The 17,740-nt window shown below is 53.9% G+C and carries 11 protein-coding genes; 9 read left to right on the plus strand and 2 right to left on the minus strand.

All coding sequences use genetic code 11. The features are described 5' to 3' along the window. Positions 1-5 precede the first annotated feature (5 nt). From ABE504_RS15865 to ABE504_RS15905, 9 genes are all read left to right on the plus strand, one after another. The gene (locus tag ABE504_RS15865) at positions 6-389 is read left to right on the plus strand and encodes a GIY-YIG nuclease family protein (RefSeq protein ID WP_430090322.1); all 384 of its coding nucleotides are present in this window, start codon (positions 6-8) and stop codon (positions 387-389) included. 173 nt (positions 390-562) lie between these two features. Continuing rightward, a complete protein-coding gene (locus ABE504_RS15870; RefSeq protein WP_430090325.1) occupies positions 563-2,056 on the plus strand; it encodes an ABC transporter substrate-binding protein in 1,494 nt (497 codons plus the stop codon). Positions 2,057-2,370: 314 nt separating this feature from the next. Next, entirely contained in the window at positions 2,371-3,288 is a 918-nt protein-coding gene (locus tag ABE504_RS15875; RefSeq protein ID WP_430090327.1) for an ABC transporter permease, read from the plus strand. Between the two features lie 14 nt (positions 3,289-3,302). Continuing rightward, positions 3,303-4,205, plus strand: a complete 903-nt coding sequence (locus ABE504_RS15880) for a carbohydrate ABC transporter permease (protein WP_430090330.1) — start codon at positions 3,303-3,305, stop codon at positions 4,203-4,205. Positions 4,206-4,332: 127 nt separating this feature from the next. Continuing rightward, positions 4,333-5,859, plus strand: coding sequence for an ABC transporter substrate-binding protein (locus tag ABE504_RS15885; RefSeq protein ID WP_430091347.1), 1,527 nt, complete (start codon positions 4,333-4,335; stop codon positions 5,857-5,859). Between the two features lie 162 nt (positions 5,860-6,021). Continuing rightward, positions 6,022-7,008, plus strand: a complete 987-nt coding sequence (locus tag ABE504_RS15890; RefSeq protein WP_430090333.1) for a hydroxyacid dehydrogenase — start codon at positions 6,022-6,024, stop codon at positions 7,006-7,008. Positions 7,009-7,223: 215 nt separating this feature from the next. Further along, positions 7,224-9,575, plus strand: coding sequence for a helix-turn-helix domain-containing protein (locus ABE504_RS15895; RefSeq protein ID WP_430090335.1), 2,352 nt, complete (start codon positions 7,224-7,226; stop codon positions 9,573-9,575). Between the two features lie 146 nt (positions 9,576-9,721). Beyond that, positions 9,722-11,407 (plus strand): DUF4091 domain-containing protein, encoded by a 1,686-nt coding sequence (locus tag ABE504_RS15900; protein WP_430090338.1) that lies wholly within the window; start codon positions 9,722-9,724, stop codon positions 11,405-11,407. Then, on the plus strand, positions 11,404-12,705 hold the full coding sequence (locus ABE504_RS15905) for a Gfo/Idh/MocA family protein (RefSeq protein WP_430090341.1): 1,302 nt from the start codon (positions 11,404-11,406) through the stop codon (positions 12,703-12,705). Before ABE504_RS15900 ends, ABE504_RS15905 begins: the two co-directional genes overlap by 4 nt. Positions 12,706-12,827: 122 nt before the next feature. Here the strand turns inward: ABE504_RS15905 and ABE504_RS15910 are convergent, their stop codons facing one another. Next, entirely contained in the window at positions 12,828-16,946 is a 4,119-nt protein-coding gene (locus ABE504_RS15910) for an OmpL47-type beta-barrel domain-containing protein (protein WP_430090344.1), read from the minus strand. Positions 16,947-17,283: 337 nt separating this feature from the next. Continuing rightward, entirely contained in the window at positions 17,284-17,688 is a 405-nt protein-coding gene (locus ABE504_RS15915) for a DUF1992 domain-containing protein (RefSeq protein WP_430090347.1), read from the minus strand. Positions 17,689-17,740 lie beyond the last annotated feature (52 nt).

Below are 17,740 nucleotides of genomic sequence, written 5' to 3' on the forward strand. Positions count from 1 at the left end.
CGGCCGTGTTGGACAAAAATAAGAAGAAAGAGCTTTCCTCGGCATATGCCCAAACGTTTCGCGCGATGGGCGTGTACCAGATCCGCAACACATCGAACGGCAAAATTTACGTCGTCTCCTCCATGGACCTTGAGGGGGCGCGGAACCGGTTCGATTTTGGCCAGCAAATGAACATGAACATTTTTCATGAGCTGCAAAAAGACTGGCAGGCCTTCGGTCCGAACAGCTTTGTGTTCGAAGAACTGGACCGGCTGGCGCCGGACGACGATGCACCCGTTGACGCCACCTCGCAAAAGCATTACCGCGATGAGGTCGACGCCTTGCTGGAGCTGTGGCTGGAGAAGCTGCAGCCGTATGAGGAGAAGGGCTACAATCGGCGCAAGCGGTAAGGAAAGCCCCACCCCTAGAAAAGACCATACCTTCCGCCGAGAACCGGCGAAGGGGTATGGTCTTTTCATGTCCGCCTCTCATCGTATTCATGTTAGATTGACTAGAAGGAAATCCGGTTATAAGAGAAGAAATGGGTACTATGGAAATCGGACTGGGAGAGGGGAGAAGGGGCTTGAGCAAAATAAGCTTCCGAATAATCAGAGGTACGGTTCCAAGACATCGTATCAGGCTAATCATGTTTCTAAGCGTCGTTTCGCTCATGATGGTTGTCACGAGCGGCTGTACAAAGCCGCAGTTGACGGCTGAAGATGGCGGAAACGAGCTGGACGAACTGATCTGGTATTACCCCCAGAACAAAGCGAATGCCGACTTGCCGTTAGTGAATGCTGAAGTCAACAGGCTGATCAAGGATAAAATTCACGCAAGCGTCAAGCTGCAGCCCGTTGATTTTGCCAGTTACGAGCAAAAGTTGAATACGCTCGTGGCGGCGAGCGACCCGATGGATATCGTCTGGACTTCGAACTGGCTGTTCCCGTGGGATTCCAATGCCCGGAAAGGCGTGTTCCAGCCTTTGGATGAGCTGCTCGAGCAGTACGGCCCGCAGCTGCGGGCGTCGTTGTCTCCACGCTTCTGGAACGACGGCAAGCTGGACGGGAAGCAGTTTGCGGTGCCGAACTACCAAATTGCCGCAATGCGCCCAAGCTTGGTGTTACAGAAGCGGTTTGTCGATAAATATAAGCTCGATCTAACTAAGATTCGCCAGATCGACGATATAGAACCGTTCTTGAAGCAGCTCAAGGAAGGGGAACCGGGCATCGTCCCGTTCGGCACAACGCGAGGCTTTTTCACGAATCACATTTATGGAATCGACTGGCGCGTGTCGGTGTATCAGGGCGATGCGAGCCACCGGGTTCTGCCCGATGTCCCCTTGGAAATGAAGCAAAACTTCGCTTTGGTTCATGCCTGGTATGACAAAGGCTATATCAATCAGGACGCCGCTACGCTAAAGACCGCGGCGGATGTCTACAGGAAAGGCAACACGGCCGTTTGGTTCGACTTTACGGGAAAGCCGGGCTCCGAGGCGGAGTTTAAAGCCGGCGACGGAGGATTCGATGTTGTGCTCGTTCCGCTTTCGAAGCCGGCGTTCACCGGTGCGGCCAGCTCAATGAACGCGATCTCCCGGACGTCGAAGCATCCGGAGAAAGCGATGCAACTGCTCCAGCTGGTGAATACGGACAAGCAGCTGTACAACACGCTCGTCTACGGGATCGAGGGCAAGCACTATACGCGAACGGACGGTAACTACGTCAAGCTGAATCCGGATTCCGGGTATTTTACGAACACGGATTGGGTCTTCGGTAACATCCGCAATGAATATTTGCCGGAGGGAGCGCCTTCGGACAAAATTGAGCAGACCGTACGTATTAACGAAGAGGCGGAGGTATCCCCTTATTACGATTTTGTGTTTCAAACGGACGATTTGAAGGCAGAGCTCGCCAATGTAAAAGCAGTCAACGACGAGTATTATGCGGCGCTCGCCACGGGGACGGTCGATCCGGCGAAATATTTGCCGGTCTACGAGGATAAGCTGGTGAAGGCCGGCAGTGAACGGATTCGAGCGGAGAAGCAGCGGCAGCTCGATGAATGGCTGAAGGGGCAGAAGTGACCCCTAAGCCTATATAGGGACAGGCTGAGAACGACGGTGCCAACCGCACCGTGAGATTCTCAGCCTTTTTGGCGTTGCTGTGAGGTTCTCGGTTTTGTTGATGTTGTGTGAGATTTCAGCCTTTTTGGCGTTGCCGTGCCAAGCCCTTGCGGCATGCCGCGGCACGCGCGGACTTCGGTTAGTAAAATGCACATCGTTCACTTGAAATGGAGACAAAAGTACAGTTTTTGCACTGTTTTATAGATGAAATTCGGGCTATCTTGTTCTCAGGCAGCAAGCCAAGCAAACGCTACAAGCAAGGAGGAAGGCATCCCATGAGGCGCAAGAAGGCATTCCGTTTCTTCGGCAGGAACATCGAGCTGTTTACGCTCTCGCTCCCCGCAGTCATCTATATTTTCATCATGTCGTACATTCCGATGTTCGGGGTCGTCATTGCTTTTAAAAACTATCGGTATGACAAGGGCATCCTGGGCAGTGAGTGGATCGGCTTCAAAAATTTCGAGTTTCTGTTCAAAAGCGAAACCGCATTCCGCATCACCCGCAACACCGTGCTGTATAACCTGGGCTACATGGTGCTAACCACGCTCGCGGCGCTCGCTGTAGCCATTCTCCTCAATGAAATCGCGAAAAAGTGGCTGAAGATTTATCAAACCGCGTTGATCCTGCCCTTTTTCCTTTCATGGGTGGTCATGAGCTACATCACCCTGGCGTTCCTGGACCATGACAACGGCTTTATCAACAGCTGGCTGGTGTCAGCCGGCATGGACAAAATCCAGTGGTATTTCGAACCGAAGTACTGGCCCTACATTTTGAACATCGTGCATGTATGGAAAGCGATCGGCTTCTCGGCGATGGTGTACTACGCCGGCATTCTCGGAATTGACGGCGAGCTTTACGAGGCGGCCCGTATCGACGGGGCCAAGCGGATGCAGATGGTGACGAACATCACGATCCCCCAATTGACGCCGTTGATTATTATTCTGCTGATTCTTAGTATCGGCAACATGTTCCGGGGCGACTTCGGCCTGCACTATTTTATCCCGAACAACAACGGCATGACGTACGCGACGACGGATATTATCGACACGTACATCTACCGGGCGCTCAGTGAAATCGCCGACGTCTCTATGGCTTCCGCCGTCGGTCTGTACCAGTCGTTTGTCGGCTTCGTGCTGGTTGTCACCGCCAATTTCACCGTAAGACGAATTAACGAGGACAATTCGCTGTTCTAAGGAGGGAGCAACCCGTGGTAGTCCAACAGTCCAAAGCGGCATGGAGCCAGCTGATCATTCATGCCATTTTCATCCTGATTACGATCGCTATGCTCGTTCCGTTCGCCCTCGTCATTGTCATCTCGTTCTCTGACGAACAATCGATTCTGCATAACGGCTTTCGCCTTATTCCAGAGCAATTCAGCGCTGCGGCGTACCACTACTTCCTGAAAACGCCGGACACCATCCTTCGCGCTTACGGGGTAACGATCATTGTCGCCAGCATAGGCACCTGCATCTCGCTGATTCTGACCTCCACGATGGGGTACGTGCTGTCCCGCAGAGATTACGGGCTGCAGCGGATAACCTCGTTCTACGTGTTCTTCACGATGCTGTTCAACGGGGGTCTCGTGCCGTTCTACATTTTGATGACCCAGCTGCTGCATCTGAAAGATTCGATCTGGGCCTTGATCGTGCCTGGATTGCTCAGTCCTTTTTACGTGCTGATTATGAAGGGGTTTATGGCCAAAATTCCGACAGAAGTCATTGAGTCGGCGAAGGTGGAGGGAGCACGCGAGTGGCGGATTTACGCGGAACTGATCCTTCCGCTCTCGAAGCCAGCGCTTGCGACGCTGGGCTTGTTCATCCTTTTTAACTACTGGAACGAATGGTTCAACGCGCTTCTATTTATCAACACGGAGAAACTGGTGCCGCTGCAATTGCTGCTCGTGCGAACCATGAATACGCTTGATTTCATCACATCCCGTCCCGAGTTTGCCACAGCCATGGTTTCGCTCGGTGTCAATATGGGGGATTTTCCGAAGACGTCGGCTAAATTTGCGGTTGCCGTTCTGTCAGCTGGTCCGATGCTGCTGGTGTTCCCGTTCTTCCAACGGTTTTTCGTCAAGGGACTGACCATCGGCGCCATTAAAGGATAAGCCGCAAGCGGCGGAGGGCCGAGCCGGGAAGGAGGGGGATCGAAGGGGAATCAGGATTCGGCTTCTCAACACTGTGTTCATATGTAGCTTAATGACCATTTTAAGGGAGGTTTCTACATTGGAAAAGATGACCAGAAAAAAAACGCGTTTTCAGTGGATGTCCGTTCTTGCGCTTAGTTCTGCACTCGCCATGGCTATCACCGGCTGCGGCAGCAGTACAGACAATGCTTCGGACCCGGGAAGCAGTGCTTCTCCGTCCGGCAGCACGGCACCGTCTGCATCGACAGGAACTAAGAAGCTCGATCCGGTCGAGCTCACCTGGTACTACCCGCAAAACAAGGCGAATCCGGATCTGCAGTTGGTGAACGATGCCGTCAACAAGATTACACAAGAGAAAATCAACGCAACGATCAAGCTGATGCCGATCGACTTCGGCACTTACGAGCAGAAGTTAAACACCATCGTGGCGTCGAGCGAAGTGACGGATATTATCTGGACCTCGAACTGGCTGTTTAAATTTGATCTGAATCAGAAGAAAGGCGTGTTCCAGCCGCTCGACGATCTGCTGAAGAACCAAGGACAAAAGCTTTACCAATCCATGGAAGAAAAATTTTGGAACGATGCGAAGATGGACGGCAAAATCTATGCGGTCCCGAACTACCAAATCTCCGCTACCCGTGTGGGTCTGGTTATTCAAAAACGTTTTGCCGATAAGTACAAACTGGACACGACGTCCATCAAGAAGATCGAAGATATCGAACCGTTTCTCAAGCAGATCAAGGATAACGAGCCAGGGATCGTTCCATTCGGAACCACGCGCGGCTTTTATACCGGTTACCTGTACAACATCGATCCGAAAGGGCCGGTTTATAAGAACGACACAGCGTTCAAAGTCCTTCCGGATGTGACGAATGAAATGAGAGACAACTTCAAGCTCGTGCACTCGTGGTACACGAAGGGCTACATCAATCAGGACGCTGCTACGTTAAAAAATGCGGCCGACGCCTACAACAAAGGCACCACAGCCGTCTGGTTCGATTTTACCGGCAAGCCGGGTTCGGAAGTGGAATTCAAGGCGGCGGACGGTGGCAACGACGTTGTGCTCGTGCCGCTGGCGAAGGCGGTATTCAGCGGAGCGGCCAGCACCATGAACGCGATCTCCCGTACGTCCAAAAATCCAGAGAGAGCCATGATGTTCCTGGAGCTGGTGAACACGGATAAAGAGCTGTATAACACGCTTGTTTACGGAATCGAAGGCAAGCATTATACAAAGACGACAGGCAATTTTATTAAAATCAATCAAGATGCCGGTTACTTTACCAACACGGACTGGATTTTCGGCAGCATTATCAACGAATATTTGCCGGAAGGCTCACCAGCCGACAAGCTGGAGCAGACCGCGAAAGTCAACGCCGAGGGCGAAGTGTCGCCGCTCACCGGATTTGTCTTCAACACGGATCCGGTCAAGACGGAAACCGCGAACGTCAAAGCGGTCAACGACGAATATTTCGCTGCGCTCGGAACCGGTACGCTCGATCCGGAGAAGTACTTGCCGGTGTATGAGGAGAAGCTGAAGAAGGCTGGTGCCGATGTCATCGTCGCTGAGCGTCAGAAGCAGCTTGACGCGTGGCTGAAAGCGAACGGTAAAAAATAAGGTTGTGAACGAACCCATGCAAAGCTGGGCTATCTCCCCCAAACAGCGATGTTTCTTCGGAATAGCTCAGACTTTCATGGGTTTTGCTCAAGAGGAAGATAGGCGTCCGAGACGCGTCTGCTGTGTATCAATCAGAACAAGAGAATGAAGGAGGATGTGAAGTTGAAGATTGCAATGTTGCTAGGAAAAGACAAACGGGAACGAATCTTTGGCTCTGAGCATCTCGCTCAGCTCCGCGAATTGGGTGATGTTACGCTCAATGAGGAAAAGGGCAACCCCTCTGAGGAGCAGATGCGCGCCCTGATTGCCGGCGCGGATGTAGCCATCACGTCGTGGGGCTGCGGTGCGCTGACAGAGCAGGTGCTTGAGACTGCACCGAATTTGCGGCTCGTTCTGCATGCGGCCGGCACGGTGAAGCCGATCGTGACGGAGGCGCTGTGGCAGCGCGGGGTGCGCGTCGCCAACGCGACCGAAGCGCTCGGTCAAGGCGTGGCGGAGACGGCGCTTGGCTATACCATCGTGTCGCTCAAGGACATGTGGCGGCTTAGCCGGGAGACCGCTGCGGGCGGTTGGGGCGACGGTTCGCGGGTGCGCGAAGTGTACGGACTGACGATCGGGGTCGTAGGAGCAGGTCGAGCGGGTTCCCACTACATCAAGCTGCTGCAGCAGTTTGATGTCAGGATCGCGCTCTACGACCCGTTCGTCAGCGAAGAGCGCGCCAAGGAGATGGGCGCGCAGAAGCTGGAGCTGGAGGACCTGCTGCGCGAGAGCGATGTCGTTTCCATTCACTTGCCGTCGCTGCCTGAGACGTATCACATGTTTAATGCGGAACGTCTGGCGATGATGAAGGACGACGGCGTGCTGATCAATACGGCCCGCGGCTCGGTCATCGACGAGGAGGCGCTTGCAGCCGAATTGCGCAAAGGAAGATTGTTCGCTTGTCTCGACGTCACCGATCCGGAACCGCCGCAAGCTGACCACCCATTCCGCACGCTGCCAAACGTGATTCTAACTCCGCATATCGCAGGCGCCGTCAATAACGGCCTGGGCCGCATCGCGAAGGCGGTGGTGAACGATCTGCGGGCTTATCTCGATGACCGCCCCCTGCGTGGGGAAGTCAGGGCGGAGCAGATGCATCTGCTCGCTTGATACAGCTCCTTTGCAGGTTTTTCAGCTGACCCGCAATTACTAAGGCGTTAGTCCCGCAGCATCAGCGGACACCCTTCGGTCCTCCGAAGGGTGTCTATCTGCAAAAAGGAAGTTTGCGTTCTCTGTTGAAATAGGTATAGATACAGCCATGCCATGGACGGGATGCCGCGGACGAAGGGGACTGTAAAGGCAGCCGGAATGAGGGGGATGCACCGATGAATAACTACTTGCGCAAGTACAGGGAACGGAAATACTTGATACGTATCATTTTATCGATCAATCTGCTTATTATATCCGTGATGCTGGCCTCTTTGCTGTCCGCTTTCCTGTATTCCAAGAAAATCAGCTTGGATTCGCAGCAAGAAGCCAATGAGAAGGTGCTTTCTCAGATCAACTACAACATCACTTACATGAATGATACGGTGAAAAATTTTGCCATCTCCATGTTCTACGACACCGATATGGCCCATTTGTTATTCAGCGGCGAACGGGATACCTTCGAAGATACCGACCGCGTCAATAAGCTCAGCAAGACGATCGCTTATAACTCTTTTATTCATTCCATCGTGTTCTACAACAGCAAGCGCAACATGTTTTTTACAAGCGGGGACGATGCAATCACGAGCTCAACGAGCAACCTGATGAATCTGATCAGTGAATTTCTGAGCGGGAGCAAGCCGATTTCCAAAATGCAGATGATGCCGCTTCGATACATCCCGGATCTCAAGCATCCCGAGCGCCCGCAGCAAGTATTTTCCTTGTTTATGTACGACTCGCTGGATGCTTACACGAAGAAAGACAGCGCACTCATTATCAATGTCAAACCGGAATGGCTGTTCGAAAAGCTGGAACTGATGAATCGGCAGTCTGCGAACCGATCCAATCGGATTTTCGTCCTGGACCAGCATCAAGAGATGTACAGTCCGGACTTTCAAAACGACCAAGATCTGGGAGACCTGAAAGGCGAAGTGTATCGGCAGATCGCTTCCTCGCATCGCCAAGTTTCCCAGTTTACGTATACGGCAAACGGAGAGAAGCAAATTGTCAATTACCTGGTGAACAACTCGGTGAATTGGGTTATTGTCGATGTCGAGCCTTATGAAGGCGTGCTTGCTGCAGTCGATCGACTGAAAATCGTGTTCCTCACCGTCGCCGCCATCTGTCTCGTTCTCGCCATTGCGGCCTCCTTCATCGTCTCGAACCGTCTGTATTCGCCGATCAACGGACTGCTCAAGCAAACGAAGCGCTTGCCTGGCGGCGAGCCGGATCGCGCGAACGAGCAGGACGAAATCAGCTACATCTCGCATATCTACAACCATCTGATCGAGAAGCTCATGACCGAGCAGACGAAGCACGGGAGCAATGAAGCGATCGTACGTTCTTACTATCTGCGCAAGCTCATCACCGACAGCCGCGCCTTCTCTTCCGAGGAATGGGCCGAATGCGTACGAGGCGGGTATGTGAACGTCGATTTGGAAAAGGAAAGCATCGTCGGGGTTGTGAAGCTTGATCGCTACGGAGAGCTAAAAGATAAAATGCTCGGCGTCGATGTGAATCTGTTGAATTTTGCCGTGTCTAATATTATTCGGGAAATTGTATCGGAGGAGCTGCGCGGGGACGTCGTTGACATTCGCGGCGATCACCTGGTGTTGGTCTTCGAGGCCGGCACGCGTCCGGATGAAAGCTACGCGGCCATCACCAAGCTGCTGCGGGAGGCGCAGCGGATCATCGGCGAGTACTACCACGTGACTTTCACGGCAGCGCTGGGCGACGTCGCATCCCATTATCGCGAGCTGACAGCCCGTTACGAGAAAGCACTGGATTACCATCTGTACAAAATGAATTTCGGCCACGGCTCTGTCATCACGCCGGAGATGGTTCAGGGCAACCTGGCAAATGTTGAAGCGCACATCCCGCTCGAGCTCGAGCGCAAATTCGCGGAGTCGATCAAGGCAGGCCGCCCGGACAGCGTCTTTCAAGAGCTGGAGCACCTGCGCGGGCTGATCGCCGGGATGAGCTCCGACGCCGTCATGCAATCGGTGATCCAACTCGGCATCCTGATCAAACAGACGGTGCGCGAAATCAACCAGAATAAGCTGTCTCCGCTGCTCATCGATCTTCGCACCATCGATCGCCTCGTCTTCGAGAAGGAGACGCTGGACGACATTTTCGCGGAGTTCGGCGCCATCCTCAGCGCGATTTTCGAGGATCAGAAGCGGGGGACGGAGACGAAGGATCATTTTATCATCGATACGATTAAAGACGTGATTCAGGCGAATTACTCCGATCCGAATCTGAGCTTGCAGGAAATCGCCGATATGCTGCGGATGTCCTCGGCGTATGTCGGCCGCATCTTCAAGAAGCAGGAGACGATCTCCGTTGCGGACTACATCAACGAAATCCGGCTGCTGAAATCGGTCATGCTGCTGGAGAACAATAACCTGCCGGTGAACGAAATCTCTGAACGCGTCGGTTTCAGCTCGCCGAGCTACTTCTTCAAGCTGTTCAAGAAGCGCTTCGGCACGACACCGAAGGATTATCGCATTAAAAAATCGTTGTCCTTGTAGGCAGAACGTTAGGCAGTTGCTTCATCGTGCATAAAAGTTCAAATTGTTCATTGTTTCAGTGAAAGAAAGTGCGAATCTTGCACTTTCTTTTGCTTTTTCCGGGGGTTACGCTGATCCTAAGTCAACCGAACAAAGGGGAATTTCACATGCAGGATGTAATTGTATTTGAAACGCGCTGTCTCCACTCCTTAGTCAAAGTGTTTCCGGACGAGGAGCTTGGGGCCGAGTCTTATGAGCGGGGCACGGCGTTGCGCGGGGAGACGTTCCATTTCCAGGTCGCCTACCGGGCGCCTTCCTTGACCAAGCCGATTCGGGTGAGCGTCAAGTCGCCCTTGCAAGCGGCGATTACGCTGCAGGAGGTTGGCTTAGCGCCGTCGGAGCTCCCCTGCCAGCGACGCCATGACGACCATGTGCTGCGGGTCACACCCGGCCTGTATCCCGACCCGCTGTACCCGATCGAGGAAGAGCGAGGCGTTATAGGGATTCATTACCAATGGCGCTCCGTATGGATCACCGTGGAGCTGGACGAGGAGACGCCCGCGGGCGAGTATGCCGTCACCGTGCAGTTTGCATCGATGACAGGGGAGACGCTCGGCGAGGAGATCTTTCGCTTGCAGGTTATCCCCGCTGTGCTGCCGCTCCAGACGCTGATTCACACGGAGTGGTTTCATGCCGATTGTTTGGCGAATTACTACGGAGTTGACGTATTTAGCGATGCGCACTGGAGGCTGATCGAGAAGTATTTGCAAACTGCTGTGCAGCACGGCATGAACATGGTGCTTACGCCGCACTTCACCCCTCCGCTGGATACCCAAGTCGGCGGCGAGCGGCCAACGGTTCAGCTGGTCGATGTCCGGAAAGAGGAGGGCGGCACGTACGCATTCGGCTTTGATCGGCTGCTGCGCTGGATAGCGCTATGCGATCAGGTTGGTATTCGTTTTTTCGAATTCTCGCACCTGTTCACCCAATGGGGGGCGAAGCACGCTCCGAAGATCGTGGCGGAGGAGCGGGGGGAGCTGCGCCGTATTTTCGGCTGGGAGACGGATGCGACTGGAGAGGCGTATACTTCGTTCCTCAGCCAGTACCTGCCCGCCTTGACGACGTTCCTTCGAGCGCAAGGGCTGGAGAAGCGGTGCTATTTTCATATTTCGGATGAGCCTATGCTGGAGCATATGCCTTGGTACCGCAGCGCAAGTGAGCTGATGCAGGCGCATTTGGGAGATTTACCGATCATTGATGCGTTAACGAACTACGAATACGTTGAGCAGGGACTTGTGAAGCGGCCGATTCCGGCCAATGACCATATCGAACCGTTCCTCGATCGACAGGTGCCGGATCTGTGGACGTATTACTGCTGCGTGCAGTATCGGCAAGTGTCCAATCGGTTCTTCAATATGCCGTCCGCCCGCAATCGGGTGATCGGCGTTCAGCTGTATAAGTTTCGGATTGCCGGCTTCTTGCATTGGGGCTACAACTTTTGGAATACGCAGTATTCGCTGCAAGCCATTGATCCATATCGCGTGACGGATGCTGGCCGCAGCTTCCCTTCGGGCGATGCCTTCCTTGTGTATCCGGGGGATGCAGGACCTGTAGAATCGATCCGCATGGACGTGCTCTATGAAGGTTTGCAGGATCTTAGAGCCCTGCAGCTGCTGGAAAGCTTAGTCGGGCGCGACTGCGTGCTGGCGTTGATCGAAGAGGGACTCTCGGAGCCCCTGAGCTTTAGCCGATATCCGCGCGATGCGGAGTGGCTGCTCGGGCTGCGAGAGCGGGTCAATCAGGCGATAAGCGATGCAGCAACAGAGTCGAATCAGAGGGAGGAAACGCGATGAACGCTGAACATAAACCGGTAGAGGTCATCATCGTAGGGGCTGGGAGCCGCAGCATGAATTACGCGAGCTACGCGCTGCGGCATCCGGAACAGATGCGGGTGGTTGGGCTGGTGGACCCGAATCCGCTTCGGCGTGCACACACGGCTGAGCGTTATGGATTGGCGGAAGATAGGGTGTTCGTGAGCGTAGAGGAGCTCGTCGCGAGGCCGAAGCTGGCGGACGCGGCGATTAACGGAACGCTGGATGCCCAGCACGTGGCGACGAGCTTGCCGCTGCTGCAGAAAGGCTACGACCTGCTGCTGGAGAAGCCGATCGGGATTGCGGAGGATGAGGTGCTGGAACTGTATCGCACGGCGCAAGCGTACGACAGTAAGGTCATGATCTGCCATGTACTGCGGTATGCCCCGTTTTATGTGGAGCTGAAGAGGGAGCTGGAAGCAGGGACAATCGGAGACATCCTCCACCTGCAGACGGAGGAAAATGTGGATTATCACCACATGGCCACAGCATTCGTTCGTGGCAAATTTGCGAATCAGGCGCGTGGCGGCTCGACCTTTCTCATGCAAAAATGCTGCCACGACCTCGACCTTATCACGTGGTTCCAATCGAAGGTGCGGCCGGTCAAGGTGAGCAGCTACGGCGGCCGGGCGTATTTTCACGAGTCGCGCGCTCCGCAGGGCTCGGGCAGCCGCTGCCTGACTGACTGCGGGATCGAAGCCAGCTGTCCGTACTCGGCGAAGAAGCTGTACGTGGACCATCCGCTGTGGCCAGTTTACGTGTGGCCGCGCTACCTGGACGGCGTGCGGCTCAGCGAGGAGGAGAAACTGGAGAGCCTGCGCACCGACAATCCTTTCGGCCGCTGCGTCTGGCGGTGCGATAACGATATCGCCGATCATCAAGCGGTGATGATGGAATTCGAGGATGGAAGCACCGCCGTTCACAATTTAGTGGGTGGGGCGGCGAAGGCTTGCCGCACCGTGCATATTACAGGAACGAAGGGCGAGATCTATGGGGAGCTCGAGGAAGGCTTCTTCGTCGTACGCCACCCCGATTTGAGGGAAGGCGGCGTGTACAGCGAGCGACGCGTGGACATCCCGGTCAGCCGCGATATGCATGGCGGCGGTGATCACCGACTCGTCGAGGATTTTATACGGGTCGTGCGCGGAGATGCTTCCGCACGTTTCTCAACGTCCTTGGAGCATGCCCTCGTCGGGCACATCGTTGGCTTTCGGGCGGATGCATCCATGGCGTCCGGGACTTCTTCGCAAATCGATTGGGACAGTGTACTGCCAAAGTGAAGGCCAATCGGATGGTGGGAAGTGTGAGGCCGGAGGCTGGGGCTGACAAATGAGTCCGTTATAACATGACAAATAACCCCCTCGTATCCGATACGAGGGGGTTGTTCGTTCTAAAATCACTTTTATTTCCCGGACTGATCATGAGGAACCGTGACAACGCTTGAAACAACAGTTGTATTGCCTGCGTTATCAGTGGCCGTGTAGGTGATGGTGTAGGTGCGCTCCTTCTCGGCTCGCAGACTGAACGATATCGTGGGCGTACCGATGGCCGCCTGGATGTCACTGGCGCTGCTGGTAGGATCATTGCAGGTAATGGAGGTCAAGATCACAGAGGCAATCCCTGAATCCGCATCGCTTGCGTTCACGTCAGCATGGACGGCGACCATCTTATGGTTGGGCGGCCATATGGAAGTTTTATCCAGAGATACCGTCAGTATCGGAGGCGTAAAGTCCATCAGGCCGACGACCAGGGATTTAGTCGCCTCAGTATTGCCCGCTTTATCGACAGAACGATACTGGATGGTAGGTATGTCGCTCTGCTCGATTGAAATAAGTCCCGTATACGTATTCCATGTTCCGCTGTCACCGATCCTATACTCGGTTCTCGCAATGCCGGACAGATTGTCGGTTGCCGATAGGGCTACGATCGTTGCTTGTGTACCGTATACAGCCTCAGCCGTGGTGATTGGAGCGTGAAGATCCGTCAGGAAGCCTGTGTTGACTTCCTTCGTTACGCCGCCAAGGGTAACCGCTGCATGAATCGACGTAATGCCTTCTCCCGCAGCCGTTACGATTCCGCTGCTGTCGACATTCGCCACTGCGCTATTGTCGCTTGTGTAGACGATCGTTGCCTGGCCCAAATCTGCCTGAGTCCCGTCGGATATATAGCCAGTGACCGTCAAAGCGGCCGAGCTTCCGGCCCCGAGATACGGGGTATCTGCTGTCATCGATACAGAGGCAAGCACTTCTTCCACTTGCACGTCCAACTGCGAGATGACGGCTTTCACCGGCGGTTTCCCGCTGCCCGAGAACATGCCGATACCGGCGAGAAAGTCGTTTCCTTCGAACTCCACAGTCGTGGAACCGATGGATTGCCACGGCCCATCTTTTAAGTAGTAGCCGGTGACCTTGTTGCCTTCCTTAACCAGCTTCATCTGGAACGGGGAGGTAATGCTCTTACCCGCATAGTCGAGCAGCAGTCCTGTCGACGATCCCCAATATTGCTGCTGGGCGGGCGGCTTTTGCGCGTCCAGTAGGCTTTCGTTATTGCGGAAAACATACCTGAGCACCTTGCCGGTTCCATCTGTTCGGAACTGCACGTGTTTCGAATCCGCCGTGTCTTTGGCGCGGAACATTAAGCCGACCGATGCGGGATCCGGGAAGTCGAAGGCGTCTATCATTGCTGTAAGCGTTACTTTAATGTTAGGGTCGGACAGGTGAACTGGTTTGCTGAGGTAGACGAAATCATCCGTTGTATCCCATACATTGTCCCCGACACCTACGAGGGAGTAGGTCCCCTCTGGATCGACCGTAACAAACCCTTTGCTGTGAGAACCATACGATCTCACTGTCCAGCCTGTCGCTCCTGTATCTGTTCCTCCAGCGGGGAAAACGGTCAAGAGCTGTGTTGCGGCTTTGGTAATGCCATCCTTGTTCACGGTTGCCGTTACGTTGACTTGGCCTTCCGAAAGGGCAGTAACGGCGACGTTGCCATCGCTTGCGCTATGAATGTGCAGCACCTGCGGATCGCTGGAGACGACCTCGACATTGGCTGTGGAGAGATCTGCCGGCATGCCGTTTTGCAGCGTTCCGGTCAACTGCAATACGCCTTGCTCGCCGACCGTGAAAAGATTAACCGGCGCCGTAATCTGGATCTCTTTCAGGAGTTCTTGACTTACACCGGAATTGAAGGGCGTGTTTTCGATCAGACCGGTATCGTCCGCATAAGAAAGGCCTGTGGCTGATCCGGATTTATAGATGCGCACGCGTGCCTCTGTATTCGTAGGACCGGTACGGAACGGAATCTCTTTGCGAACATATTGGGTATCTTTCGACGTAATATCGATGGCGTTTCCGCCATAGTTAAACACGCCGAGATTTACGGCTTCTCCGGGCTCGTTATACACCCAGGCTACAAATTTATACTCGGTGTCCGGTTTAAGCTCCGTGATTTTCTGTTCCACGCCGGCGCCGCCCGGCCCAAGCTTCAGACGGAATTGTCTTCCGCGCACCTGCCAGTCGGGGGATGCGGGCACCTGCTGGACGTCGGTGGTGCCATTCGTGGTCCATTTCAGCCATTTATCCGTATTTCCGGAAAAGCCGCTGTTCGCGATCAGGTTCATATAGGGCGTATCGATCGGAACGTAGTTCACGCTCGGAGGATTGGTCAGATCCGGACCCGCCTGCCAATCGGTGCCGCCAAACTCAAAAGCGCCCGCATCCGGGGCAGGACCGATGTAGCCTTCCGTGATTCCTGGAATGACCGCCCCCGTGTTGATGGCCGTTGAACCGGGAGTTAACCGGTAGTCGTTCAAAGCGGGATTCACAAAATTCAAGCCGGCGCTCGACGTGGTATTATAACCGTTTGACGTATCCGCCGTTAAGGAAACACTGTTCGTAAAAATGTTGTTAAATACCCTGGAGCCATAAAGTTCTTGGTCATAAGGCGCAGATCCCCAATAGCCGATGCTGCTGGTTGCATTGTTCACAACCGTGTTGTTATAAATGAGCCGATAATTGCCCGGTGTATTGAGCTGGATGCCGACGTCATTGTTGTAAATTACGTTATGATGCGCCACAACATTGTTCGCATAATTATCGAAATAGAGGCCGACGCTCATATCCGTACCTTTGCTGTCATGAATCAGGTTGTGGTGAATGTTGCTGTTGCCCATATCGAGGCCCCAGCTATAGAGCAGTGCGCCGTCTCGGGAAAGCCACATGCCATTCGAAATGTCATTGTAGGAAATTTCTCCGCTGCCCGATCTCCAGTATATATTGAATCTGCCTGAATCCCGAATTTCGTTGTGGCTGATCAGGTTGCCGGTCCCGCTTGAAAGCTTGATCAGGGGATCGTAGGAGGCCATGTAGCTGCCGTCATGAATGACGTTGTTCACGATGCGATTGCTGTTCCCCTCGATATTGATCAACGTTCCCGAGGCGTAGGCGATCCTGCTGTTCTTGATCTCGTTGTTGTCTCCGATGATGCTGATGCCGCCATTCAGCTGATCGGGATTCGTCGTATTCTGGGAAAAGTTCGAGAAATACACATAATCCGCCTGAATGCCTTCCAACACATTGTTGCTGGAACCGTTCATCGTAATGTTGGCAGCAAACGTATGAATGCCGTTCATGTGAATAAAAGATTTTCCGTTTAAATTAAAGGCGGTTTTGCGCTTTTTGACCTCGACATTGGACGGGACGCCGCCGTCCGGCGCCCACAGATACACTTTCTGGGCCGCTTCATCCACATACCACTCGTTCGGAGCGTCCAAGGCGCCTAGAACCCCGCTAAGGAAATAAGTGCTGCCCTGTCGGGGATATAGCTCCGGATAATCGCCAGTAATCGGTTCGTACGTGAGGGTGTGGGTCACGTTGTCATAGCCTGTCACCTTGCTGGTCATGCCTTGATAGGCGTTACCGCCTCTTTCCCAGACTAATGCATCCTTCCAAAAGTTGGCAGGCTGCGTGAGATCGGAGTCAACGATCGACGTCGCACCCCCTGCGTCCGCTGTCGCGACACCGGCTTTTAAGCCGGGCAGCGTGTATTCGCTGATATTGGGCCAGCGCGCTTCCCAAAGCGGGGAGGGGGCACCATCCTGATTAACAAAAAGCTGGTTTTCTTTTCCAAGGCTCCAAGTGAGATCGGCTTTATAAATATGTCCCGCATGCTGCGTCCAGCCGCTGATCGGTTCGGTACCGCTTACAATAACAGTTGCGCCGGGGGCTGGCTGAAAGGTGATGGGCAGACCACTTTGACCGGATGCAGCCGGCGTAACCGTCTCTCGATACGTCCCCGATGCGATGATGCAAGTATCCCCTGCCTTCATGATTTGGGCGCATTGATTGATCGTTAGGAAGGGGGCCGCCTCTGAAGTTCCCGTTGCGGTGTCATTGCCATTCGGAGCCACGTAGTAGGTCGTTGCGGCTGCAAGCGCACTTGGTGCGGGCATCAGTCCGCCGATGCAGCCAAGCGCCATCGTTAACGCCAAGCCCAAACCAAGTTTTGGTTTTCTTCGCATTACACAATCCTCCTTTGGAAAGTTATTATGGAAATGATCCATACTTCTAACTTACCAATTGGGCCAATAATAAAAAGTCAAATATCCGTACTTTACTCCTGAATCCAGCTGCATAATTTATATTTTTGTGAACTATCGCTAAAAGCCCACAACAATCGAAAGACCATAACTGCTTCGGCCGATAACGGCGAGCGGTTATGGTCTTTCTTATGAGCAGCAGCTTACTGCATGATTCACTTTATTTTCAGGGATGGTGACATTTCCAAGGGGATCAAGCTGGTAGGGAAACTCACACCGCTCAGAAGCAGGGCAATTGCGAGAAGGGCGAGCCATTTTCTCATCGTTCGTGCGCTCCCTGCGCATCCAGGCTCGTCGTCAACCGCTCACGCACCAAATCCTCATACGCGGTAAACGTCTCCGAAGCATGCCATCCGCGGCCCTCCATCAGCGACTGATAGCGCAGCCGTTTGGTCGACAGCTCCATGTGCAGCTTGCGGCTCTCGCTTGAGTCGCGGCAGATCGCAATCAGATCGCTGAGCTTGAGGATGTCTTTGCGAAGCTGCATTTCTTCGGGAATGAGCCCGGCATTTTTCAATAATTTGAAGCCGATGCGAAGCTCTTCCGGCACGTTCGCCAGCTCGTCGGGAGGAAGCGGCTTGCCGGCGCCGGGCAGATTTTTAAATTCGCCGCGGTGTATCGCTTCTGCAATTTTATCCTCTGCGAGGCTGTGTATAAATTCCATTGAGCCTATCCACTCCTTTTTATCCAGTGTAGCACATTCCCGTTTATCGTAC

This window comes from Paenibacillus oryzisoli, assembly GCF_050467285.1.
Taxonomy (GTDB): domain Bacteria; phylum Bacillota; class Bacilli; order Paenibacillales; family NBRC-103111; genus Paenibacillus_E; species Paenibacillus_E oryzisoli_A.